Origin of the sequence: Nonomuraea sp. NPDC050643 (assembly GCF_040654715.1) — a bacterium.
Taxonomy (GTDB): Bacteria; Actinomycetota; Actinomycetes; order Streptosporangiales; family Streptosporangiaceae; genus Nonomuraea.
In genome coordinates this window covers 208,761-230,919 of the sequence record NZ_JBFAIM010000011.1, presented here as the reverse complement: position 1 = coordinate 230,919, position 22,159 = coordinate 208,761, and the positions used below count along the sequence as shown (strand labels likewise).

Annotated in this window: 20 protein-coding genes; 9 read left to right on the top strand and 11 right to left on the bottom strand. The window is 64.8% G+C overall.

From position 1 onward, the window contains the following. Positions 1-164: 164 nt before the first annotated feature. From AB0I15_RS17155 to AB0I15_RS17125, 7 genes are all read right to left on the bottom strand, one after another. On the bottom strand, positions 165-1,562 hold the full coding sequence (locus AB0I15_RS17155) for a serine hydrolase domain-containing protein (protein ID WP_358095728.1): 1,398 nt from the start codon (positions 1,560-1,562) through the stop codon (positions 165-167). A gap of 620 nt (positions 1,563-2,182) precedes the next feature. After that, positions 2,183-2,830, bottom strand: coding sequence for a GNAT family N-acetyltransferase (locus tag AB0I15_RS17150; RefSeq protein ID WP_358095726.1), 648 nt, complete (start codon positions 2,828-2,830; stop codon positions 2,183-2,185). A gap of 254 nt (positions 2,831-3,084) precedes the next feature. Next, complete coding sequence (locus AB0I15_RS17145) at positions 3,085-3,996, bottom strand: GntR family transcriptional regulator (protein ID WP_358095725.1); 912 nt, start codon at positions 3,994-3,996, stop codon at positions 3,085-3,087. 1,057 nt (positions 3,997-5,053) lie between these two features. Beyond that, the gene (locus AB0I15_RS17140) at positions 5,054-5,584 is read right to left on the bottom strand and encodes a DUF6292 family protein (protein WP_358095723.1); all 531 of its coding nucleotides are present in this window, start codon (positions 5,582-5,584) and stop codon (positions 5,054-5,056) included. A gap of 527 nt (positions 5,585-6,111) precedes the next feature. Then, positions 6,112-6,258: a hypothetical protein gene (locus AB0I15_RS17135; protein ID WP_358095721.1), complete on the bottom strand. Its 147-nt coding sequence runs from the start codon at positions 6,256-6,258 to the stop codon at positions 6,112-6,114. 37 nt (positions 6,259-6,295) lie between these two features. After that, positions 6,296-7,525, bottom strand: a complete 1,230-nt coding sequence (locus AB0I15_RS17130) for an alpha/beta hydrolase (RefSeq protein WP_358095719.1) — start codon at positions 7,523-7,525, stop codon at positions 6,296-6,298. 426 nt (positions 7,526-7,951) lie between these two features. Continuing rightward, entirely contained in the window at positions 7,952-8,986 is a 1,035-nt protein-coding gene (locus AB0I15_RS17125) for a LuxR C-terminal-related transcriptional regulator (RefSeq protein ID WP_358095717.1), read from the bottom strand. Positions 8,987-9,128: 142 nt separating this feature from the next. On the opposite strand from AB0I15_RS17125, the gene AB0I15_RS17120 reads away from it, so the two are divergent. From AB0I15_RS17120 to AB0I15_RS17095, 6 genes are all read left to right on the top strand, one after another. Beyond that, entirely contained in the window at positions 9,129-9,470 is a 342-nt protein-coding gene (locus AB0I15_RS17120; RefSeq protein WP_358095715.1) for a hypothetical protein, read from the top strand. A gap of 159 nt (positions 9,471-9,629) precedes the next feature. Continuing rightward, complete coding sequence (locus AB0I15_RS17115) at positions 9,630-9,791, top strand: hypothetical protein (protein WP_358095713.1); 162 nt, start codon at positions 9,630-9,632, stop codon at positions 9,789-9,791. Positions 9,792-10,008: 217 nt separating this feature from the next. Beyond that, complete coding sequence (locus AB0I15_RS17110) at positions 10,009-10,716, top strand: thioesterase domain-containing protein (RefSeq protein ID WP_358095711.1); 708 nt, start codon at positions 10,009-10,011, stop codon at positions 10,714-10,716. Continuing rightward, positions 10,713-11,981 carry an MFS transporter gene (locus AB0I15_RS17105; protein ID WP_358095709.1) on the top strand — a complete coding sequence of 423 codons (1,269 nt, stop codon included), beginning with the start codon at positions 10,713-10,715 and terminating at the stop codon, positions 11,979-11,981. The genes AB0I15_RS17110 and AB0I15_RS17105 overlap by 4 nt, the downstream gene beginning before the upstream one ends. A 56-nt stretch (positions 11,982-12,037) precedes the next feature. Beyond that, complete coding sequence (locus AB0I15_RS17100) at positions 12,038-13,870, top strand: non-ribosomal peptide synthetase (RefSeq protein WP_358095707.1); 1,833 nt, start codon at positions 12,038-12,040, stop codon at positions 13,868-13,870. After that, positions 13,867-14,664 carry a leucyl/phenylalanyl-tRNA--protein transferase gene (locus tag AB0I15_RS17095; RefSeq protein WP_358095705.1) on the top strand — a complete coding sequence of 266 codons (798 nt, stop codon included), beginning with the start codon at positions 13,867-13,869 and terminating at the stop codon, positions 14,662-14,664. The genes AB0I15_RS17100 and AB0I15_RS17095 overlap by 4 nt, the downstream gene beginning before the upstream one ends. Positions 14,665-14,676: 12 nt before the next feature. Here the strand turns inward: AB0I15_RS17095 and AB0I15_RS17090 are convergent, their stop codons facing one another. Continuing rightward, the gene (locus tag AB0I15_RS17090; RefSeq protein WP_358095703.1) at positions 14,677-15,420 is read right to left on the bottom strand and encodes an SDR family oxidoreductase; all 744 of its coding nucleotides are present in this window, start codon (positions 15,418-15,420) and stop codon (positions 14,677-14,679) included. 186 nt (positions 15,421-15,606) lie between these two features. Between AB0I15_RS17090 and AB0I15_RS17085 the strand changes: the two genes are divergently transcribed. The 3 genes from AB0I15_RS17085 to AB0I15_RS17075 all read left to right on the top strand — a co-directional run bounded on the left by AB0I15_RS17085 (position 15,607) and on the right by AB0I15_RS17075 (position 19,346). Beyond that, positions 15,607-16,065 (top strand): low molecular weight protein-tyrosine-phosphatase, encoded by a 459-nt coding sequence (locus AB0I15_RS17085; protein ID WP_358095701.1) that lies wholly within the window; start codon positions 15,607-15,609, stop codon positions 16,063-16,065. A gap of 48 nt (positions 16,066-16,113) precedes the next feature. Further along, positions 16,114-17,064, top strand: coding sequence for a tetratricopeptide repeat protein (locus AB0I15_RS17080; RefSeq protein WP_358095699.1), 951 nt, complete (start codon positions 16,114-16,116; stop codon positions 17,062-17,064). A gap of 218 nt (positions 17,065-17,282) precedes the next feature. Further along, a complete protein-coding gene (locus AB0I15_RS17075) occupies positions 17,283-19,346 on the top strand; it encodes a right-handed parallel beta-helix repeat-containing protein (RefSeq protein ID WP_358095697.1) in 2,064 nt (687 codons plus the stop codon). Positions 19,347-19,868: 522 nt separating this feature from the next. Here AB0I15_RS17075 and AB0I15_RS17070 read toward each other — a convergent pair. Genes AB0I15_RS17070 through AB0I15_RS17060 form a run of 3 tightly spaced genes read right to left on the bottom strand, consistent with a single transcriptional unit; the run spans position 19,869 to position 22,101 of the window. Continuing rightward, complete coding sequence (locus AB0I15_RS17070; RefSeq protein ID WP_358095695.1) at positions 19,869-20,564, bottom strand: hypothetical protein; 696 nt, start codon at positions 20,562-20,564, stop codon at positions 19,869-19,871. Between the two features lie 48 nt (positions 20,565-20,612). Then, positions 20,613-21,056: an NUDIX hydrolase gene (locus AB0I15_RS17065; RefSeq protein WP_358095693.1), complete on the bottom strand. Its 444-nt coding sequence runs from the start codon at positions 21,054-21,056 to the stop codon at positions 20,613-20,615. A 22-nt stretch (positions 21,057-21,078) separates the two neighbouring features. Further along, on the bottom strand, positions 21,079-22,101 hold the full coding sequence (locus AB0I15_RS17060) for a hypothetical protein (RefSeq protein WP_358095692.1): 1,023 nt from the start codon (positions 22,099-22,101) through the stop codon (positions 21,079-21,081). Positions 22,102-22,159: the final 58 nt, after the last annotated feature.

Here is a 22,159-nt window from a genome sequence, read left to right as displayed (position 1 = left end):
GGCCGCGACAAGGTGAACGGGTGACCACTCAGGCCGTATCCCGTTCCGCGGAATACGCAGGCGGACTGGCTGATGCCGGTGCGTTCGGCGGCCTGGTTGACCGGCAGTTCGGTGCTGAAGGCGGTGGCCGACCCGGTTCGGCTGCGGGGGATGCTTGCAGAGAATCAGGCGGTCTTGGGGGTGGCGCGCATGCCGACGTAACAGACCTGGGAGCCGTCGGTCAGGGTGGCGAAGACGACGGGCATGTAGTCCTCGCTGAAGGACGGTCCCGCGCCGGAGGCGGCGAACACGGTCTCGGTGACCGGCTCCAGCTCCATTTCCAGCGGCGGTGACATGTCCTTCATGCCGTCCACGAACTCGTAGCGCATGCGCGCCTTCCCGCCGCCGTCCCGGCTGACCGTGATGACCACGCCCTCGCGCTTGTACGTCCCCAGCAGCGGCGCGAGATCGACCACGGGCGCGGGGTCCGCCGGGGCGAAGGGCTCGGGCATCCGCACTCCGGCCAGTTCCGCCAGCAGTTCGCGGAACAGGTCGGCGTACAGCAGGCGGGCGCTGCCGCCGTTGGTCATCAGGGCGACGGCCACCCCGGCCCGCGGGACGACGCGCAGGTAGGCGTACTGGCCGATGGCCGCGCCGTCGTGGCCGTAGCCGGGGATGCCGTCCCAGTCGTACAGGGTCCAGCCGAGGCCCCAGCCGTCGGCGCTGACCGTCCACTTGTCGGGTACGTCCGCCTCGCGGCGCTGCATCGCGGCGACCGCCTCCGCCGACAGGACGCGGGTGCCGTCGGGCGCGAGGCCGTGGTCGAGGTGCATGCCGGCGAGGCGGGCCAGGTCGCCGGCCGAGACGATGACCCGGCCGGCAGGTCCTGCCGATCGCGGCATGAGGTCCCAGGCCGGCGCGGGGTCGGGGTCGGCGCCGGCCTCGCCGAGGTGGCTCATGGCGGTCTGGAAGCGCAGGGCCTCTTCTGGCAGGGTCATCGAGCGTTCCAGGCCGAGCGGGGTGAAGAGCAGGTCCTTCAGCGCCTGGTCCCAGGTGCGGCCGGTGAGCACTTCGATGACGCGGCCGAGCACCACGTAGCCGAGGCCGCCGTAAGAGACGGCCGTGCCCGGCGGGCAGTCCAGTGCCACGTCGCGGGCGGCTTCGACGTATTTGGCCAGGCACTCGTCGCCCCGGCCGCTGTCGTGGTTGAAGTCGTTGGTGACGCCGCCGGTGTGCGACAGCAGCCGGCGGATGGTGATCGCCCGGGTGACTTCGGGGTCGGGGGTGGCGAACTCCGGCAGTACGTCGATCACCCGGGTGTCCAGGTCCAGCCGGCCCTCGTCGATCAGCCGCATCACCAGGGTGGCGGTGTAGACCTTGGCGATCGAGCCGGACAGGAACACCGAGTCCGTCGTCACGGGCACGCCGGTGCCACGATGCAGCACCCCGCTGGCCAGCTCGTGCACCTGCCCGTCCACCACGACGGCCAGCGACGCCCCCGGCACGTGGTGCGCGGCGCGCAGCTCGTCCAGGCGGGCCTGCCAGCGCGCGCGGTCGAAGGTACGGCTTGCCGAAACGTTCATGATGTCCTTCCTCGATACGTCGTTCTCTCAATGCGAACACCGTACCCAGTGCGCACACTGTGCGCAAGTCGTCAAAACATCCGCCCTCCGTGGCCGAGGTGTCATGAAACCCCAGCCCCGATAACTTATCGTCGCATTTCAACCACATATAGTAATCAAGAATGCTCCTTGGCCGATGGTGTCGTCCCGCAGTTCAGCGACAAAGACGCCTCCTACGCCCCAGCCAGAGACAGCCCAACGGGCGCACGCTCGCCCTCCGCGGGGCCCCGGCGCCAACCGGCACTGCGCCTGCGAAAATTCCTGTGGGGGCTCAAATACTCGATTCGCATGGTGACCTGCGGCTATTGGCAGGCGTGTCGATCTTGAGCGTCACTGTTTGAGTGGTCACCCAAAACAACTTGAGCAGTCGCTCAAATCGAAGTGACGGGGTTTCAGCTGGTCCAGCGAACCCACAGGTCAGACGCGGGGCTGAATATTCGAACCCCACATGAGCGGTGCCGAGATGTCCTAATCTGGCCGATACGTTAACCGCACTCTCTTCAGTTCAGGACACGTAATACAATTTTCGAGCGGGACACGATCGTCGAGAGTTTGCACCTCCGGTAAAGTGCAACAAGCTCTCACCTTTCTCGGAAGCCTTTGGAGAAGACCCGGCTCGCAGTGGGCCAGACGAACTCGATCAAGCCGAATGCCGGACGTGACCGCAACCGCGGTCGCCAGATCCGGAGTGCACGCGGTCCACGCCTTTTCTCCACATTGAGGCGCGGGGTCTCCGCCACCTTTGCTGGACGTTCGAAGAGCGCGCTCGCGCTATAGCCCGGATACAGGTGCTCAAAGTTGCCGAGTCCGGTGAAGCCCAGGCTCTTGTAATAGCGATGCAACTCCTCATTGAAGGTCCATACATCGAGACGGATGTAGTCGCGGCGTCGCCGTGCCGCAGTCGATCCGGCCCATGTCAGAAGCTCTGCTCCTATCTTCTGGCCTTGGTACGCAGGGTCCCGTTTCACCATGAGGCGATGCACATACAGTGCCGAACCCGCGGATCTACTCGTCTTTTCCTGCTCAGTCCAGATCTTGGGCGCCTCGGTGTCCAAGGTGATCGTCGCCACCGGCGTGTCACCGTGCCAGGCAATCCAGGTGTGGCCCGACCGGACACCTTTTCTGATCCTCTTCTTGCGTCCCCTTTCGTCCGTAGACCACTGGTCAGTACGCTTGATATCGCGTAGCCACGTCACTGCACCGGCCAGGATGCCGTAGATGTGGCTCACGTCCCGGCGTCGCGCCTTACGGAGCGTGAGCTGCAGTTCTGGAGATCCCTCGCCTGCGTTGCAGTGCGTTGTTGATGATTCCATTTCGACTCCCCTATCGATTATCGATATCTCCGCGACGAGCATCCGCGTGAGCTTTCAACGGAGACCTAGGTTGGAATCACCTGGGCGTGACAGGCTGAAAGAGGCAAAAGTGCACTGCCACGTGGAGCCGTTAGACAGAACGTATCTACGCGGAAATCCGATGTACTCGTCTATAATTGTTTTGGGAACTTTGCGGGCGGTACGACGCCCGTTTCGTAGGATATGAGATGCCTGGCCGCGTCGAAAACGGTCTGCGTCAGGCGAAGCGGTCGGCCTTCCCTCGTGTAGGCGATTCTGCGCACCTCCGTAACGGGCTGGAGCCCGCTCATGTCGAAGAATGCCGCCTCGTCCGGTGTGGCGTTCCGAGAATCAACGATATCGCGGTAACCCTCCTGCACTAAGTTGCAGCTCGTGAGGTAACGAATGGTACCCTCGGCTATGTCTTTGACAGATTGCAGCCGAGGGGCCTCTTCGGTGAGGGTGTCGGGATAAAAGGTGCGCTGCAGCGAACCGGGCTCTTTCGTGCGAACGTCGTACTGGTCCGGCGCGCCCTCGGAGTCTATGAATATCGGCTCTGTGTTCGCGTCAGGTTTTCTTGCGAAGTATCGCTTGACCTCTCTGCGCACGAGTTGCTCATCGGGCTGGAGGTTCAGCTCAAGCTCATCGGTCGCTGACGGGGCGGCCATGCTCACGGTGAGCTCGAGGGTGATCGGGATGAGCCCCTGGTGCAGCACCGCCGCCCTGTAGGCGTCGAGTTCGACCGGGCGGTCGCCAGACGGGTCCGGCTCCAGCCCACCTTCCTCTTTGGAGAGGTTGATAATCAGTCTCCGCTTGATCGGAAAAGCCCGCAGCCCACTGACCCGATAACGATCAGTCTTGCCCGTCTTTTCGATCAGGCCGGCTTTGGCCAGCTCGTCATAAGCCCGTCTGACGGTGCTGGCTGCCATCTTTCGTTCCTGGACGAGATCGTTGACGCTGGGCAACTGATCACCGGGCGCGAGATGGTCATCTCTGTCGGGATTGTTCATTCGATCCTGAAGATAGCGTTCAATGATTTGCCATTTTGTGATCTCCACTGCCACGCATCTCACCTCCTTCTCCTATTAATACGTAGAAGCGGCTTCTATGTCCAGGGCTTCCGTCGTACAAGGCTTTGCCTTGACTGGCTTGTGCCGGTACTTTGAGGGTAAGTAGCAGAACGAGGCGTTCGCTAAAGATAGGAAGGAGCTTAAGGGATAGTAGCCAGTCAAGCGAGCCGATCGTTTCGATCCGGTGGGCGCCGTTACGAGAGGGTCGGCTCGCGCAGGTCGAAACGGCCAGCCCAATCTACAAAGACGACCAAGCGGACAAATCGGATAAAATAGAATTAACTGCAACTAATGGGGGCAGGCGGCGGGGGAGCGACAGGTTTTGCCCTAACCGGGGGATAGCGGCTTGATGCTGCATCAATCGGTCACATGGCAGGAAGTGACCGTAACCGGAGGAAAGTGGAGGATTGCACAATGGTCCCAAGCGATTCGTTAGGGGTACGACCAGCCGAAGGAAGTGGACCTGACGGTAAGGCGTGGAGGCGGATCCTCAAGCGTGCGGGCGGCTTCTTCGGTGGCGTCGGCAGCGCTGGTCTGGCGATATTCATCGGAACCGTCTCCGCGCAAGCGATCAACGCGAGGTTGTCCACGCCGGACATTCTCGTCATCAAGCCGGAGCGCGGTAGTCACGCGAAGGCGGCGCCCTGTCTGGAGGTAAGCGGACACGGCCATGTTCCTAGCGATAAAAGGCTGGTGCTGGCCACGCAGGAAATCAGTCCGAAGGGCGCGCGGATGCACTTCACGGCTGTCGTTCAAACTGTGGGTGGAGAATGGGACGCCATAGTGCGGCTGACGGGCACGGAGGGCAACTGGTTCAGAGTCCGGGCGCTCCTGGTCGACTCTGAATGGGTCGGATATCTTCCCTCTGTGACGGGCACTGCAGGCGCGTCCACTTGGACGTCGCCCGCAGTGCCTCCCGGCGCCGTAATGGCCGACTCCGTAGACGTGCAGCGCGGTCCTGGTCAGATCTTCTGCTGATGCGTCCACAAAGCTCAACCGGTTCGGGGTGGCGATGTTACACCTATCGCCACCCTCTTCCTATCATTCCTGATTATGCGGCCAGGTCAACGGCCAGATTCATCCTGATGTAGCTCGCGAGGAGCGGCAGAATCAGGCGGTAGGTTTGGCTTTGGTACAGCTCGATGGCCTGTAGATCAGACGCGTTCATGTACGCCTCGAGGTGCAAGTCGAGGCCATCGCCGTAGTCGAAGTGGGAGCGGTAAGGCTGGGGCGCGCGAGCAGACATGTCGTCCGCTTCGAGCAGTCGGGCGACGGTCCGGGGCTGGGGCAGTACTTCGTCCCCGAGGTAGCGCGTCTTGCTCGCGACCAGTTCGGTGCGCATTGTCCGCCGGCCTGACACGAAGGGCCCGTGCCTCCAGCCGGAAGCCTCGTCCCAGACGAGGGCGAAGGATCGCGGGCCTGCCAGTTTGATGGTGGCGTCCCGCGGATCGCTGGGGTCCACCCATAGATCTGCGATGGGAATGCCCTGCTCGATCAGCGCTACGGCGACACATGCCGTGTAAGCGGCCGGGAGATCTACCCAGAACTGAGGATGTTTCTGAGGCAGAATTGCAGAGGCCATGACTGTGTCCCTTCCGGTGGGCTATGTAGGAGTATCGCCAAAGAAAAGACAGAAGTCTCTATCCGATTGAGGAATATCTGATATGTCCGCGGGATATCTGTGGTTTTCCTTGTCCAAACAGGGCCGAATCGCGCTTTTTGGGCGGCGCGGACACTAGGGATCACGCGTACCCGAAAACTCGTCCGGTTCTGTCAATCGTTCAGATATATTAATGGCGTGTGTGGCTCAAGCCGGGGGAACCGCAGGTCAACGCATGCCCCGAATCTTCGTGCCCTACAAGGTCGTGGGTGCGCCGGATCCCTTCGCCGGTCATCGCCGGCGGGCGTCCCAGGCGCTGCCCGCGAGCGCGGGCGGCGGCCGGACCCTCGTGACGGTTTTCCACGATGAGTTCGACCACGATGGAGATGAAGTCCCGCAGGGAGCGGCTCAGTCGGCGGCTGTGGCCGTTCGGGCAGCGCTTGAGAGCGCGTTGCTCGCGGAGGGTGGTGTCCTCGGTTCATTCGCGTCCGGCGAGGGCGTGGCCTTGGTCAAGCGCAGTTCTCCCCATCCTTGGTGGCCTCCGTCAGTTGCCCTGTCCGCTCGCCCAGCGCGAGGGGCGGAAGAGCGATGTCCCGCAGATTGATGGCCTCCTCTGGCTGGAGAGCGGCGTCGTACATGAGCGCGGAGAACGTCACGAGTCGTTCTTTAAAGCGGCGCCCGGGGTCTGGCGCGTCAAGCGCAGGTCTTCGCCTGTGGCCGGCAGAAGGTGATCTCGGTGTAGCTCGCCGAAGGCTTGTTCAGCAGAGGCTGGGGCTTGTTGCGCAGGTGCTGGTCGAAGAAGGCCGTTACGTACCTGCGGGTGATGGCCATGGCCCGGGTGCCGGCTATGTCGGCGCCGTCCTCGATGTCGAGTTGGTCGACCAGTACGCCCAAGTCGGTGAACGACATGTGCACGGCTCCGGTCATCAGCAGCCAGCGTTTCCAGCCGGTCAGTCCCGTCCAGACGCGCTCCCACGACGCGGCGGTCTCGCCCTTGCCCGGCGTGTAGGTCGCGGGCTTGCCCAGAAAGAGGAACGGTCGGGACAGTCCGGATGCGGGGACCGTGCTTTCCACGGTTCCGTCGACGTCGATGCCGGCGCGCAGCCGGGAGTCGTCCAGCATGGCCGTGACGGTGCTCGCGCCGCCGGCCGAATGACCTGCCATGGCGATCTTCGACGTGTCGATCAGGCCGGCGCTTCGCCACGTCGGGTGTGCGCCGGTCAGCCGGTCGAGCACGAAGGACACGTCGGCGGCCCGGCTCTTCTCCAGCTTCACCCACCAGCCCCTCTCCTTCGAGATCTCGCAGGTGACGCAGGTGGTGACTCGTCCGTCGGGGAAGGTCGTGGCGACGTTCTCGTAGGTGTGGTCGATGGCGGCCACCACGTAGCCCCGGCTCGCCAGTTCCTCGGCCAGCCCCGTGAGCTCGCTGCGGGGCTTGCTGTGCCCGGGGGAGAGCACCACGAGGGGCAGGCTGCGCTTACGGCCGGCGGGACGGGCGTCGGTGAAGGCGTTGGTGCGGGTCTTGCTCAGCGTGTCGGACGGGATGCTGGTGATCTCTCCGTCCTTCAGGAGCAGCTCGGACTCCTTCGCCGTCATGTACTGCGCCCGCTTGCGGCCTGGCGATTTGGCCGGGTACCACAGCGAGACCATGAGTTCGCGGTACTTGACGGTGGGGACCCAGGGGTCGGGGCGCGAGGTGTCCTTCATGTAGAGGGATGTGACGCCGACGGGGTGGGAGCCGGTCGGTGCGGGCAGGTACGGCGTGGCCGTTCGGGACGCGGAGGCGGGCTGGGCCGGGGCGAGTCCGGTGGTGGCCAAGAGGGCGACGAGTCCGGTGATGATGGCCAGCCGTCCACGCTTGCAAGGTTTGCGCAGCTCGCCATGGCCGTTGCCCGGCGCGATCCGGTTCGGGGATTCGATCATGCTGAGTGAATATACACTCAAGATATATACGCGGTGTACACTTCGGCGAATCTGGCAGGCGATGGATCGACGACTCTCCGTGGTTTTCCGGTCTTGTCGAAGGCGAAGTCCTGGTCCGGGCAGTGTTCCGGCAGGGGCGATCGCCGGTACGCCCACGTCGTTCGATGCGGCGATACGTTGGCCGGCACTCCTGGGAAAGCCCGTGCCCGGTAAGCGGCGATCACTTACCGTTTCCCGTTATGCGGACTCCTGCGCTCACAACCGATGTGCTCGTTGGCAGGCACGAGTTGCGGCGACGCGTCGACGAGCTGACCGGCGCCGCGCGTACGGGACATGCGAACGGTGAGAAGCGTGACCGCCGGGCGGGTGAAGCCCGCCTGGCGGGGTCGCCGTCATCAGGTCCAACAGCCAAGAAGGTGACGGGGGTCAGGCACCATCGAGAGCGCGATGGCCCGGCCCTGGCCGGTGCTCGGGGCGGAGCGGGATCCAGCCTCGCTGGATGGCATGGACACCCGCCTGGAATCGGCTGCGGGCGCCGAGGCGGTCCATCAGTTCTGCCGCGATACGGCGGGCGGTGCGCGGCGATACGCCGAACCGTTTGGCGATGGCCTCGTCCGTGAGGCCCGTGGCCAGGAGTTTCAGCATTTCGGCCTGCTGGGGCGTCAGGTCTTCCGCGTCCGAGGGCGGGCCGGCGCCGAGAGGGGTCGCGGCGGACCAGGCGGTTTCAAAGAGGGCGCACAGCGCGGTGAGGATTCCCTCGCCGGTGAGGAGGACGGCACCGGCGCGAGCGTCGGCGGTGTCGATGGGTAAGACCGCCCTGCGCCGGTCGAAGATGATCATCCGTACGGGGAGGGTCACGGCCGTGCGGACCGAGGCTCCCTGCCGGGTGAGCCAGTTGACGTGATCGAGCGTCGGCTGGTGGTTGCGGACGCTGTCCAGATAGATGCTCCGGCTGAGCACACCCCTGCCGAGCAGCTCCTCGTTCGGGCCCCGGCTGGCCCGCAGATCGGCCGCCGTGTGCGCGCCGCCCGGCGCCAGGGTCATGATCTCGGACTCGGTCTCAGCGGCCAGCCGACCGAGCCTGTCCCGGATCGCTTCCGGGCCGATGACCAGTTGGTCGTCCTCTCTGTCCGCGCGTACGCCCGAACACTCCGCGATCAGCCGTGCCGCGGCGGCCCGCGACGCTTCCACGCGGAGTTGCTGGGCGGCCAGTTCGGTCTGCTGGCGCGCCAGCAGCTTCTCCATGGCCGTTTCGGGATCCATGGCCCGGAAACCCCGGCTCTCCTGCTGCAGGGGCTGGATGATGGCCAGCGCGCTGAGCTGGTCGAGGCTGTCCCGGATCTCTCCCTGCGTCGCCCCCAGGCGAGCGGCCAGTTGCGTGACGCCCTCGCCGGGGTGGGCGAGCATCGCGCGGTACACCCGTTCCGCCGCCGGCGAGAGCCCCAGAATCTCCAGCACCATTACTCCTTCATGATCGGGTGACTGGGCAGCTTAGAGCTTGCGGGCGCGGAGTGTGGCCCTCATCGACCTCTTTATGCAATGACCTATTGGTGCCTGCGCGGCTTGCTTGTGCAGAGAAATCGGGCACGCGGATGCTCAAGGCATGTATCTGGTTCACGCTGAGCTGCGGCCGAAAGACGGTGGGATTCCACCCGAGCACACAGGTCAGTTGATCTTCGGGTGCCGGCGCCCGGCCGACGGGATCGAGCACGTGGTGCTCCACGCCGACGGATCGGACGGCGGGCTGGTCGGGCTGTTCGTCCTCGCCCCGTCCGTGGAGGAGGCGGAGCACACGGCGGCGGCGGTGTGCCGGCGAGCGCTGGACAGCTCGCCGGAGCTGGCCGGCTTCCTTCTGGGGCGGTGCGGCGTGCGGATCGTGCCCGAGTATTACGACCAGCGGTTTCGCGACGGCGACCATGGACGAGATATGCCACGGCAGGATTAGGACAAGAATTTCGCCTTCCCTGCCCATGGCCGGTGCGCCAGGTTAGCAATGCGCCGAGGCGAGAGTGAATGGCCGGCACCAGTGCCGCATCACCCGCATCACCCGGATCGCCAGGCGCGACGTCGTTGCTTGGACTTTCATCTCGAAAGGGACGTCACCATGGCCGCGTTTCGCACTGCGTTCTTCCTGACGATCGGCGTCGCTCTCGCGGGGGCGGCGGCGGTGACCGTTCAGCAGCCGGCGGAAATGACGCCGCGCTCGCTGATGGCCGCCGACCAGGACGTACCCGTCACGACACATGACGTGACCTGGGGCGGCTGACGACGGCATGAGCCTGCTCCCCCTCATGAACTCGACCACTTCCGGCTGACGAATCGGAGGACCCCGCCCGATGAGCGTCATGCAAGTCTCTCCGGCACAGCAATCTTCCGGAGACACCGACTTCGACTCCCTCTGGAGATCGACCGGTTCTCCGGCCCCGGCACGTCAGCGGCAGCTGATCCGGCTCTCCGAGGGCACGGGGACTCCGGTCTTCTTCGTGCACTGGGGTTCCGGCAACATCGCGTTCGCCCGCGAGGCCGCCGCCGCGTTCCTCCCGGGCCACCCCGTCTTCGGGTTCGAGGCAGTGGGCCTGTGGAAGGAGGCCCGTCCGCTGTTGTCGGTCGACGACATGGCGGAGCGCTATCTGCGCGAGATCAAGGAAGTGCGGCCGACAGGCCCCTATCTGATCGGCGGTCTGTGCTCGGGCTCCCAGATCGCCTACGAGATCGCCTGCCGGCTCGCGGAGTCGGGCGCGGAAGTCGGCCCGCTCACCCTGGTCAACGCGGCCCGCGGCGAACTGTCCGCCGCGCCGGCCCTGGACCTGGAGGACCTGTACGACCTGCGCCTGGCCACGCTGCGCAGGCAGTTCGCGGTCGCCGATCTGGCAGCCGACCTGCCGTACGTGATGAACGCCATGCGCGCGTCGCGATGGATCGACGATGACATGCCGGCCGGGCACTTCTTCTGGCGGCAACTCGTCTCCGCCGCCGACGCCTACGCGTTCACGCGGTGCGAGCTGCGCCGCTACCAGGGCCCGGTCAACGTCTTCCTGTCCCGCTCCGTGGCCACGGCGGCCGAGGCGCGGTGGAAGGACATCGCTCCCCACAGCGTCATCGAGGCGCTCGACGCCGAGACGAGCGTCGACATCCTCACTCACCCCGGCTTCGTGCACGCCATGCGCCGTACGGCGGAGGCGGTCGCGTGAGCGGCACGGTGACGTCGGAAAGGCGCGCTCCGACGCCTGCCGCGGAGTTCGCCACGGCGGGTTCGCTGTTCGCGCAGAAGAACTTCCTGCTGTTCTGGGGCGGGCAGACCATCTCGAAGGTCGGCAACGGCGCCTACAAGGTCACACTCGGCTGGTCGGTCTACGAGCTCACCGGGTCGACCGCGGCCATGGGCCTGCTCCTGGCCCTGAACGTCGTACCCGAGATCGTGTTCCTGCTCGTCGGCGGCGCGATCGCGGATCGCTTCCCGCGACGTGGCGTCATCCTCGTCGCCGATGGCCTGGCCTGCGTGGTGCTGCTCGGCCTGGCTCTGGCGGCCGCCGCGGGTCACCTGACCCTCGGGCTCCTCGCGACGACGGGTTTCGCGCTGGGCGTGATCAGTGCCTTCTACGGTCCCGCCTACGCGGCGATGAACCGCGACCTCATCAGCGACGGGCAGTTCCGCAAGGCCAACGCGTTCTTCACGGCCACCGACAACCTGGCCCGGCTGGCCGGGCCCGTCCTCGGCGGCGCCCTGTACGCCATGGGCGGCGCCGCGACCGTCTTCACCGTCAACGCGGTCTCCTTCGCCGTCGCCGTGGCCGCCATGCTGCTCACCAGAACAGCGCGCGGACCGGCACCGGTCACCCGGCAGAACCTGCGCCGCGACCTCGCCGAAGGGATCGGCTGCGTACGGCGGACGCGTTCCCTGCTCCTGCTCCTCCTGATCTCGGTGGTGGCCAACTGCGTGTGCCTGGCGCCCTATCTCGTCCTGCTGCCGGACCTGGTACGCGCCGGCGGCAACGGCCTCGGCGTTCTCGGGCTCCTCAACACGGCGGAGATCGCGGCCGTCCTGCTGTCGGCGCTCCTGATCGGCCGTCTGGGCGGCCGTGGCGGCGCGGGGAAGGTCCTGCTGATGCTCACGTCTGCGCTCGGGCTGGCATGCGTCGTGCTGGGCATGTCCGGGAACCACCTTGCGGCCCTGTTCGCCGGTGCCGTACTGGTGGGGGCCGGGCTCTCCTCCAACATCGTCGAGCACACGCTCCTCCAGACGCTCGTGCCGCCCGACCTGCTGTCCCGGGTCTACAGCGTCAACATGGTGTTCTCCTTCTCGTTCCTCCCCGTCGCCTATGCGGTGTCAGGCGTGCTGGCCCGCCACTTCGGCACCCACGCCGTCCTCCTCGTCGGCGGGCTCGCCCTGATCGCGCTGTGCGCGTACGCGTTCTTCCGCCAGGAGACCAAGAGCTTGAACGCCGTCGGCTGGTGATATGACGCCCGGCCGGCGGATCCGTCCATCCTTCGCCATCGCAGGAAGCAGAACTCATGCGCTCCGACATCGAATTCTCGCCGTCTCATGACCCCCGGCGGCCATCGCTCGCACCGCGACGTCCATGTCTGCCGGAGGGGATAGGGCGACAGGCGCTGCGGCACCCTGATCGTCCCGCGTTACTCCAGGACCAGGAGGTGGTGACCTATGGGGAGTTGATGGAACGGGCGTCCGCGCTGGCCGCCCGCCTCCAGGAGGTGGGTGTACGCCGGGAGTCGCCGGTGGCCGTGTGCCTGCCGCGCGGTGCCGACCTGGTGACCTCCGTGCTCGGGATCTGGCTGGCCGCCGGAGCCTGCCTGCTGATCGATCCGGACACACCCCGGTCCCGCCGGGATCACCTCCTGCGGGACAGTGAGAGCCGCGTCGTCGTGACGACCCCTGAACTCGCCGTCGGCTTCCCCTCGGCCCGCACCCTCACACCCGCGGCCGACGGGCATCGGCCGGAGCGCGGAACGCCGGTGGCGGCACGACCAGGCGTGCACGACGACGATCTCGCCTACCTCGTCTACACCTCCGGCACCACGGGCGCTCCCAAGGGCGTGCTGGTCGAGCACGGCAGCCTCGCCGCCGTGGCGGCCGCGCACGAAGACGTGCTCGATTCCCGGCCCGCTCGCCTCCTGTCGAGAGTCGCGCTGAACAGCAGCACCGCCTCGGACGTCTTCTACTCCGACCTGGCCCACCTGGCCTCCGGCCGGACCCTGGTCATCCTGGACGAAGCCACCAGGCGCGATCCGGACCGCCTCGCCCACGGCATTCGCGCGTTCGGGATCGACGTACTGAACGGCACGCCCACCCAGATCCGGGCCATGCTGCTGGCCGGCCACGCGGACGCCCTGGCCGCGCTGAAGACCCTGATCCTCGGTGGCGAACCGATCGACCGGAACCTGTGGGACCGGCTGCGCTCCCTGCCACACGTCAGGGTCCACAACTTCTACGGTCCCTCCGAGTGCACCATCGACGTGACCACCGCCGAACTGGCACGTCACCGGCATCCCGTCATCGGGAGCGAACGGCCCGGCACCAGCGTCTGGATACTGGACGAAGACCTACGTCCCGTTCCTGACGGCCAGAGCGGGGAGATCTGCGTCACGGGTACGAGTCTCGCCCGTGGATACACCCACCCCGGCCCCGCCGAATCGGCCCGGTTCACCCACCTCCACCTTCCCGGCGGGTCCGGCCCGGTTCGCGTCTACCGGACCGGCGACATGGGACGCCGTGACACGGCCGGCGTGCTGGAGTTCCTCGGCCGGACGGACGACCAGGTGTCCATCTCCGGCTATCGCGTCGAGCTCGGTGAGGTCGAAGCCGCCCTGCGCGGTTGCGACGGCGTCCGCGACACCGCCGTCGGCCTGGAGGACGACGGCTCCGGTGAGCGCCGTCTCGAGGCGTGGGTGGTCCTCGCAGAGCACTCAACGCTCGACCAGATCCGGCAGGCGCTCGCGGACCGGCTGCCGCGCCACATGCTGCCGCGCCTCCACGGCGCCGGCGCCATTCCCATGGGCCCCACGGGCAAGGCCGACACCACTGCCCTGCGCGCGGCGGTGACCCAACCTCCCACGACGCCCGCGACGCCTGAGACGACCGAGACGATGACCGAGGAAGCCGTGCACGGCATCGTCGAGTCCATCTGGTGCGACACCCTCGGCGTCGCCGCCGTCACGCCGTCGGACGACTTCTTCGATCTGGGGGGCGATTCCGTCCGGGCGACCCAGATGGTGGTCCTCGCGCGCGAGCGCCTGACGCTCGGGATCCCTATCCGGACGATATTCGACCATTCCGGTTTCGCCGTGTTCTGCAAGGAGATCGACGCCGCAATGAGGGCCCGATGACGGTGCTGACAGCTCCCTCGTTCACCGACCCCTGGACCGATGTCGAGCTCGGTACGTGCCTCGGCGTGCCTCTCGCCATCGGCGGAGAGCTGACACCGGAGACCCTGCTCGGCGCCTACCGCAGGGGGATCTTCTGCCAGCCTCGATCCGACCGCGACATCATCGCGCGCAACGAAGCCACCTACGCTCCTGACGTACGGGCCGGCCACATCCCCGTGCTGCCCGGTCCGGGCAACCCGTACGCCACGCTCTGGTGGTCTCCCGCCAGTCGCTACGCCATCCCGGTCCGGGAGATCAGAGTCAGCCGCTCGCTGCGCAGGCAGATGCGCGAGGCAGGGTGGACCAGCACGGTCAACGCCGACTTCGACGCCGTCATCGCGGGCTGCCGTACCGATCGGGAACCGCGCTGGATCACTGACGAGCTCGTCGAGGCGCTCCGGGCGCTGCATACCGAGGGCTGGATCAGGACCGTGGAGATCTGGCACGGCGAAACACTGGTCGGCGGGCTGTACGGATGCGCGATGAGCAGCGTCTTCACCATGGACTCCGCCTTCCACACCATGTCCGGCGCGGCGAAGACGGCCATCGCCGATCTGGCGGACCGGGTGGCGCCGAGCGGTGTCGAACTGCTCGACGCCCAGGTCCGTACGGAGTACACGGTCCAGATGGGCTCTCGTGCGTTTCCACGTGACACCTATCTTGATTGCCTGCGCCGTGGGGCGTACGAGCAAGGCGACATGGCGATGGAAAGGCGCCCCGCGCATCTCCTCGGCCTCCCTCGCCGGAGCCGGTGACGCGGCCAAGAGTCAGCCGGGATATTGGCGCGAGGAAATGACGGCCAGCTCCACGAGATGCACGTCCGGCGGAGCCGACAGGATGTACCGCACCTGAGCGGCCACGTCTTCCGGACTCAACCCCTGTTCCCGCTGGCTCCGGCCGACATCCGATCGGAGCTTTCCGTCTCGCACCGTCGCGCCGAGATTCGTCCGTACGATGCCCGGCGACACCGTCGTCACCCGGATCCCATCGGCGTGCAACTCTTGGCGCAGCGCGTCACTGAGCGCATGGACCGCATGCTTCGTCCCCGAATACACCCCGTGTACGGCTCCCGCGACGCGACGGCCGCTCATGGAGCTGATGTTGACGATCTGGGGGTGCCGGCCGAGCCGCAGAAAGGGAATCGCGGCTCGGGTGACGGCCAGCAGCCCCAGGACGTTGACCTCCAGCATGTCCCGCCAGTCCGCGATCTCCCCATCGGCCACCCTGCCCAGGCGGAAGACACCGGCGTTGTTCACCAAGACGTCAAGGCCGCCCATCTCACGTGCCGCGTCCTCGACGGCATGCGTGACCGAGGGCGGGTCGGTCAGGTCGGCCGTGATCGCCAGTCCACCGCTGCGTCTCGCCACACCCTCCAGCCGCGCCGTGTCGCGAGCGAGCAGCGCCACCCGCGCACCGTCACGGGCGAGGTGGTCGGCCACCGCCGCCCCGATGCCTTCGGAGGCCCCCGTGATCAGGACGCGCCTGCCTCGCAGATCCGCCACGATCAGCATCTCCTTTCCGCCCGCCAAGAGCGCCATCGGTCATGTCCGCGGCATCAGGGTCATCTCGTGCGAACGCGATCATCTTCCCAAAACGACACAACGCTGGGTAAGATCCGCGAGGAACATGATCATCAGAGACAGAGACGTGACCAGCGAGAAGATCAGATCGCACTCCGAGGAGAGTGAACGACCAGGATGCGCCTCTGCTTCATCTGCAAGGGAAACATCTGCCGGTCCCCGGTGGCGGCGAACATGTTCGTCCGGCAACTGAGCGACCTGGGCATGACCGGGATCATCGTCACCAGCGCGGGTCTGATCGATTACCACGCCGGAAAGCCCATGGACCCGCGGTCCGCGCGCCTCCTCGAAGAGCGCGGCATTTCAACCGAGCACATCGCCAGACAGGTCACCGGCGATGATCTCACCGCGGATCTCCTGATAGCCATGGATTCGAGCCATCTCAGCGCTCTGGCGGAGAGAGGTGCCGACCGCGATCGCGTGCGCACCCTCAGATCGTTCGACCCGCAGGCCGCCGGTCAGTTGGACATCCCCGACCCCTATTACGGGACGCCCGACGACTTCGCGGAGATGTTCAGGCTGATCGAGCGCGCCACGCCCGGCCTGATGCGATGGGTGACCAACGCCGCCCGTTGAATTCGAACTCCGCCGGCGGGAGTGTCAACAGTGAGGGATTCAGATCATATGACAAATTCCGATCTCATCCGAAGCAGGGACGAAGCAAAAGAAATCGCGGCACGCGGCGATCACCAGCGCGCCGTCGACATTCTGACGAAGCTTCTTCCGGATTTCGAGAAGCACATGGGCGTCGAGCACCTGGAGACGCTCCGGCTGCGCGACCAGATCGGACTATGGACCGGCGACGCGGGCGACCCGCGCAAAGCAGTGTCACTGCTCCGTGAGTTGCTGGCGGAAAGAAATCGAATCTGCGGGCCGGAGCACCCCGACACGCTCTACACGAAGGGAAGCCTGGCGTATTTCATCGGCGAATCCGGATCCTACGCCGACGGTGCTCGCCTGCGGAAAGAAGTACTCCTGGCCGAGCAACGCGTGCTGGGCCCCACCCACCCCCAGGTGTTCGTCACCCGCAACGGCGTGGCCGCGCTCATCGGCCATGCCGGAGACCCCGCCCAAGCCGTCGCGCTGCTCGGCGCGCTGCTGCGCGAGCGCGAGGAACGGTTCGGCCCCACGGACTCCGGAACGCTGAGAACCCGCCACGAACTGGCCCGCTGGACCGGCGTGAACGGCGACGCGGAAACCGCACGGACCTCGTTGGCGAAGCTTCTCCCGATCCGGTCCGAGACCCTGGGCGAGGAGCATCCACACACCCTCACCACGCGCCACGAACTGGCCCGCTGGACCGGAGAGGCCGGCGCACCGGCCGAGGCGGAGTCGATGCTGCGCGAACTGCTGCCGGTCCGCGAGAGAATCCAAGGTCCGACGCACCCACGAACCTTGGCGACCCGCTACGAACTCGCCCGTTGGGCGGGGGCGAACGGAAACAGCGCCGAAGCCCGAGAGATGCTCGCCGATCTACTCCGGCTGCGCCACGCGGTCCTCGGAGCCGAACATCCCCACACCGTAGCCACCGAGCGGTTGCTGGCGCGGCAGTCGGCGGTGACCGGGCGCTCGTAAGCGGTGGCCGGCCAGCGCGGTGCCGCACCCTTCGTGCTGTGCGGCGACTCGGCCCGCCCCGGCCAGGGTGTGCACTTCCCGTCACGGCCAAGCCGGATCCCCAGGTCAAGGTGGCCATCGCCGTCATCGACCCAGGCGCTTGTCGAAGATCGCCTGACCGCAGGTGATCTTCGACGCTACTCTACGCGGGCAACGTCACCGGTAGAATCGGGGAATCCATGCGACGTTCCGTCGTCGTGAGCGCGTTACTCGCCGTGGTCACCATCGTCAACATGTTGGTCGGGCAGGCCGCCAGTGCCGCCGTACCGGCAGAGAGCGCAGCCGGCGGATGGTACACCGAATTACCGGCCGCTTTACAAGTCTGTGAAAACGCTCCATGGAACGGTGGACCGTCCAGCGCGCCGTCAGGCGCCATAGTGGTCCCGGCGGGCGACAACACGGGCTTCGACTTCGACCAGGTCGGCAAGACTTACTGGTTCGCCCCGGGCACGCACACTCTGGGCGCGGAAAAATACAGTCAGATAACCCCTGGTAGCAACAGCGTCTATATAGGGGCTCCAGGCGCCGTCCTGGACGGCATGAACGCCAATCTTTACGCCTTCTCCGGCACCGCTTCCAACGTGCGCATCGCCTACCTCGAGATCCGCAATTTCGGCCGCGGCAAGGACAACAACAACGAAGGCGTCATCAACCACAACTCAGGTAGTGGCTGGCTGATGGAGTACCTCTACGCGCACCACAACGACGGCGCGGCGGTGTTCCTCGGAGACACCAACACGATCCGCCACAGTTGCCTGAAGGACAACGGCCAGTACGGCGTCAGCATGTACAAGGACCAGGTCGAGGGCGACTCGGCGATCAAGGACATCGTCGTGCACAACAACGAGATCGCCGGCAACAACCAGGACGACTGGGAAGCCGAGATCGAAGGGTGCGGCTGCACCGGCGGCGTGAAGTTCTGGGACGTCGAAGGCGCCACCGTCACGGAGAACTACGTACACGACAACCTGAGCGTCGGTCTCTGGGCCGACACCAACAACATCGACTTCCTCTTCGACCGCAACTGGATCGAGCACAACGAGAGCATCGGCCTCTGGTACGAGATCAGCTACAACGCCACCATCAGCCGCAACGTCTTCAAGCGGAACGCCTGGGTCAGCGGCAACGAGAACCTGGGCTCGCCTGCGCCGGCGATCTACATCTCGGAATCAGGCGGTGACGCCCGGCTCGCACACGACACGAGCGGCAGCCCGGATCTCAACATCAACGACAACTACTTCGAGGACAACTTCTCCGGCATCTCGATCTTCGAGAACACCAATCGCTTCTGCAACTCCAACGGGAACACCAGCAAGAGCTACTGCACGCCGTTCGTCGCTCCCACGGTGATCCCGCCGCCGTACGACTACGACTATCTCGACCCCATCAACGCCACCCACCCCTGCTACACGTCCATCGCGAATGAGCCTTACCGCAGCGACTGCCGCTGGCACTCGCGCAACGTCAAGGTGTTCGACAACGAGTTCCGGTTCAACAAGTCGAACGTGCCCTGCGCCGGAACCTACTGCGGTGCGCAGGCCCTGTACGCCCAGGGCGAGAACAACCTGCCGTGGATGCCGTACACGGTCGCGGAGATCCAGCAAAGCGTCATGCTCACCGGCGGCAACAGCTTCCACGACAACACCTACGTCGGTGATTGGAAGTTCGCCAAGGGATGGGGCGAGACGATCTCATGGAACGCCTGGCGCTCGGCACCCTACAACCAGGACGCGGGCAGCACCCTCAATGGCGTGACGGAACCGCCTCCCGTACCCAATGCCCTCGACGTCGACACCGCGACGCTCGAAGGTTCGGTCGGCCAATGGAACGCCTGGTACCGAAGCTCTGTGCAAAGAGTCGCCAACGCGGCCCATGCGGGCGCCTACGGGTTGCAGATCGATGTCACCGAGGGCGGAGGTTGGGGTGTGAACCTCGGCAACTGGCCCGGATTCACGGCCACCCCGGGTGCCAAGCGGCTCAGCCTGTGGGCCAAACAGGGCACTCCCGGGATCACTGCCGCGACTCTCAGCGTGCTGTGGCTCGACGCCGACCAGCAGCTTCTGCGGACCGATCAAGTTCCGCTCAGTGGGCTGAGCACGAGCTGGCAGGAGTTCACCGCACAGCTCACCGCGCCCTCGGCGACCGCCACCGTCACGCTGGAGGTGAGGAGCGCCAGCGGCAGCGTCGGCAACTCACTCCACCTCGACGACGTCGTGGTGGCCGACCAGCAGTCACAGTCCTGACATTCACGCCCCGGCCCGCCCCCCTGAACGCTTGGCCCGAGCCCATGGACCAGGGCTAACGCCGATATCGGTTGGTTAGAGCCGAGGCGGGGATTTCAGGGCTTTCGAGAGAGCAGAACGGAGATCCGGTTGAACGGATGATCTTCCACGACCATCCGCCACATCTACCGGATCTCCGTTGGGTGCGGCTCCTCCGTGGCGCTTCGTTCAGGCAATGCGAACGAGTAGCCGTGTGAAGCACTCCGATGACCATCCTCCGTGAGTTCGTGAATTTCTAAGGGCCGTTGAGCGCGAACCGAAGGGTAGAGACCGACGGAGGGCGCTGCGGGGACTGGGTTCACCTCAATGCTGTGCGGACTTTTGCGAAGAAGGCGGATCCGTCGCCGTTCGTACAAGAAACTGCTGGTGCGCATCGCTACACCGGTTACCATGACCGATCCTACGAAATCAACCGGTTTACCTCGCCGAGGTCAGCCTCCTGATCGCCATCTGAACCTTGCGCGCCCTGGTCGGCTGATGCCGTCAGGTGTTATTCGCTCGGGGGAGCAGGGATGTGCTGTGCTTGCCATAGGCAACAGAACCGTAGCTCTCCACCAGATGGGCAAAAGTTCTGGGAAGGTGGCTTCTCAGATCGTATATGCGGTGCGATACGCCAGTCTCGGGGTCATAGCAAATGCTGTAGTCCCGAGCCGGTGGCCCTTGGATGAGGACGGTGTAGGTGTGTGAGTCGACGTGGTCGATTCGGTGGATGTCCTCATGCTCGAGGAACATCGTCTGGCCTTGCTCGATCCTCGACTGTCCAGTGAGCACCAATGGGTGATCGTCATTGAGGTAGGCCATGAACGCCGACACGTTGAGCGCCCCCGATATGACTCGGGAAATAAAGCTGTACCGATGATTGTGAACGGAGGTTGCGAACCCGATGGCGTACGCAAACACCTCCGGCGGCTTGTACTCGTGAAGCCACACGGTGTAGCCGTGCGGCTGGCGTCCAAGAAACCATTTGTAATGGGTGCTTCGCTCCACCGAAAAGTCGATTATTCGGTCCATCTGCTCGGCGGTCAATGAAGTCAGCCAGACGGCGAGCTCTTCGGCCAGGGACGCCGGTTGCAGCAGCACTCGCGCATCGCACAATGCGACTTCTGGCTCCTTGCGCCAGGGGAGTGAGTCGAGTATGGGGAAACCCTTGATGGGACATGCGTCCTTGAAGAGATTCATTCCTTCGACCCCCTGACTGGAGAGCGGCTCCCGGACCCCTGGTCCGCCCTAACTTCGCATGTGGCGAATGGCTTTAAGAAGCACGCTGCGAGTGAATTCGTCCAGAGGGACTGGCGGTCGATTGACCTGCTGGATGGGCATCCACAGATAGTCCATATTCGATTTATCCAGCAGTCTGACGTTCGAGTTGTGGGCCATCACAATGAAATCGAATTGTATATGGTGGACGAGTTGCTCATAGTATGTGCTCTCGAACCAGCGCATCCCTATGTTTTCTCGTACATCTCCATGGATTCCTGCTTCTTCGTACAACTCGCGTCTGACCGCCTCTTCCAGGCTCGCCTCTCTGGGAAGTATCTTGCCGGCCGGGATGGACCATGACCCGGGCTTGAACCTCTCCTCCAGGCTTCGACGAAGCAGGAGAACCCGATTGTTGTGGAAGGTGCTGGCACTGACGAGGACTCCGAAAACCTTGTCCAGTAGCGGAGCCATCACGCTTTGTTCTGGATCCCTGTCAGGGGGATCGTGGGTTGCCGAGGAAGTCTTCGAACGGTTCCGAGAAGGTGGCATGGGTGCTCCTCCAATGTTGCAGGTCATGGAGAGTGCAGGGCCGACCCGCGAGTACGGCGACTTGGTCACACAGTTCACTCTCGCTCGTGTCTGAATTAAAGCGAATCTTCAGGTCTGCCAGATTGTGGCGACGATGGAATTCCTGCGCCAGTACGTCGCAGAAAAAAGTTCCCCTGGCGAACTTCAAGGTCTCGGGGAAGCGCCTTTTCGTCGATTCTGGGCCTTGATACCAGGACACGTACACGGCATCGTCGAGGAGCTCTATACGCGTTGCCGCAGTTTCCTGGACGAAGGCTATGTCCGGCGAACAGAAGAGTCGGCAATCATAGAGGGCGACCACCGACATCAGTATCTCCTGCCTGATGTCTGCGGAAATATCCTCAACAGAGAGCCGGGATCCGCTCTCCTGATCCATCCGCTCCGCTGCCCGTGCGTTCAAGACGCGGCTCGATCGTGGATCGAGCATGATTATCTTGACGTCCCGCAGATTACCTCTTGGCGCCTTCTTCAAGCGTGTCGGAACATACTTCCCACTGGTTCCCCGGAAGGCGTAGGACGCTGTTCGCTGGAGGCTAGCGCTTACATCCTCGTTGAACTCTCTGATCAGTTCATTGCTGGCAGGATAGGTAGTGGTGGGCATGTACCGCTTCTCGTATCCTGCTAACTTGTCTAACATTCCTGCGGAAAGTTCGGAAATGCTTTTCTGGATTGCCGCCGAAGCATCGTGTTGCTCCGACCTGAGATTCTCTATGAGGATGCGTTGTTGTAGGTTTCCGCTCAGCCATGAGAAGATGAAGGCGAATATGACAGCCGCGATCAGGTTGAGGCCGATGGACGAAAGGATCGATCCCTTTCGCAATTCATCATCGAGAAATGCCATAATGATGCCGGCGGACAGGCATACGACAAGAGCGAGCCAGAACGCATAAAGCTGTAGTTTTCGGTGCTCCCAGTTCGCTTTCACCATGAGGCTCCCTGGGTACTACGCTCGTCGTCGGTGGCTTGGATCGAGCTGGCCGCTGATC

Bases quoted from the DNA above. Each gene is read 5' to 3' on its own strand.
- AB0I15_RS17080 (WP_358095699.1), top strand. From the start codon at position 16,114: ATGACAAATTCCGATCTCATCCGAAGCAGGGACGAAGCAAAAGAAATC.
- AB0I15_RS17095 (WP_358095705.1), top strand. From the start codon at position 13,867: ATGACGGTGCTGACAGCTCCCTCGTTCACCGACCCCTGGACCGATGTC.
- AB0I15_RS17090 (WP_358095703.1), bottom strand. From the start codon at position 15,420: ATGCTGATCGTGGCGGATCTGCGAGGCAGGCGCGTCCTGATCACGGGG.
- AB0I15_RS17120 (WP_358095715.1), top strand. From the start codon at position 9,129: ATGTATCTGGTTCACGCTGAGCTGCGGCCGAAAGACGGTGGGATTCCA.
- AB0I15_RS17070 (WP_358095695.1), bottom strand. From the start codon at position 20,564: ATGAATCTCTTCAAGGACGCATGTCCCATCAAGGGTTTCCCCATACTC.
- AB0I15_RS17140 (WP_358095723.1), bottom strand. From the start codon at position 5,584: ATGGCCTCTGCAATTCTGCCTCAGAAACATCCTCAGTTCTGGGTAGAT.
- AB0I15_RS17075 (WP_358095697.1), top strand. From the start codon at position 17,283: ATGCGACGTTCCGTCGTCGTGAGCGCGTTACTCGCCGTGGTCACCATC.
- AB0I15_RS17155 (WP_358095728.1), bottom strand. From the start codon at position 1,562: ATGAACGTTTCGGCAAGCCGTACCTTCGACCGCGCGCGCTGGCAGGCC.
- AB0I15_RS17125 (WP_358095717.1), bottom strand. From the start codon at position 8,986: ATGGTGCTGGAGATTCTGGGGCTCTCGCCGGCGGCGGAACGGGTGTAC.
- AB0I15_RS17130 (WP_358095719.1), bottom strand. From the start codon at position 7,525: ATGATCGAATCCCCGAACCGGATCGCGCCGGGCAACGGCCATGGCGAG.
- AB0I15_RS17060 (WP_358095692.1), bottom strand. From the start codon at position 22,101: ATGGTGAAAGCGAACTGGGAGCACCGAAAACTACAGCTTTATGCGTTC.
- AB0I15_RS17100 (WP_358095707.1), top strand. From the start codon at position 12,038: ATGCGCTCCGACATCGAATTCTCGCCGTCTCATGACCCCCGGCGGCCA.
- AB0I15_RS17085 (WP_358095701.1), top strand. From the start codon at position 15,607: ATGCGCCTCTGCTTCATCTGCAAGGGAAACATCTGCCGGTCCCCGGTG.
- AB0I15_RS17115 (WP_358095713.1), top strand. From the start codon at position 9,630: ATGGCCGCGTTTCGCACTGCGTTCTTCCTGACGATCGGCGTCGCTCTC.
- AB0I15_RS17065 (WP_358095693.1), bottom strand. From the start codon at position 21,056: ATGGCTCCGCTACTGGACAAGGTTTTCGGAGTCCTCGTCAGTGCCAGC.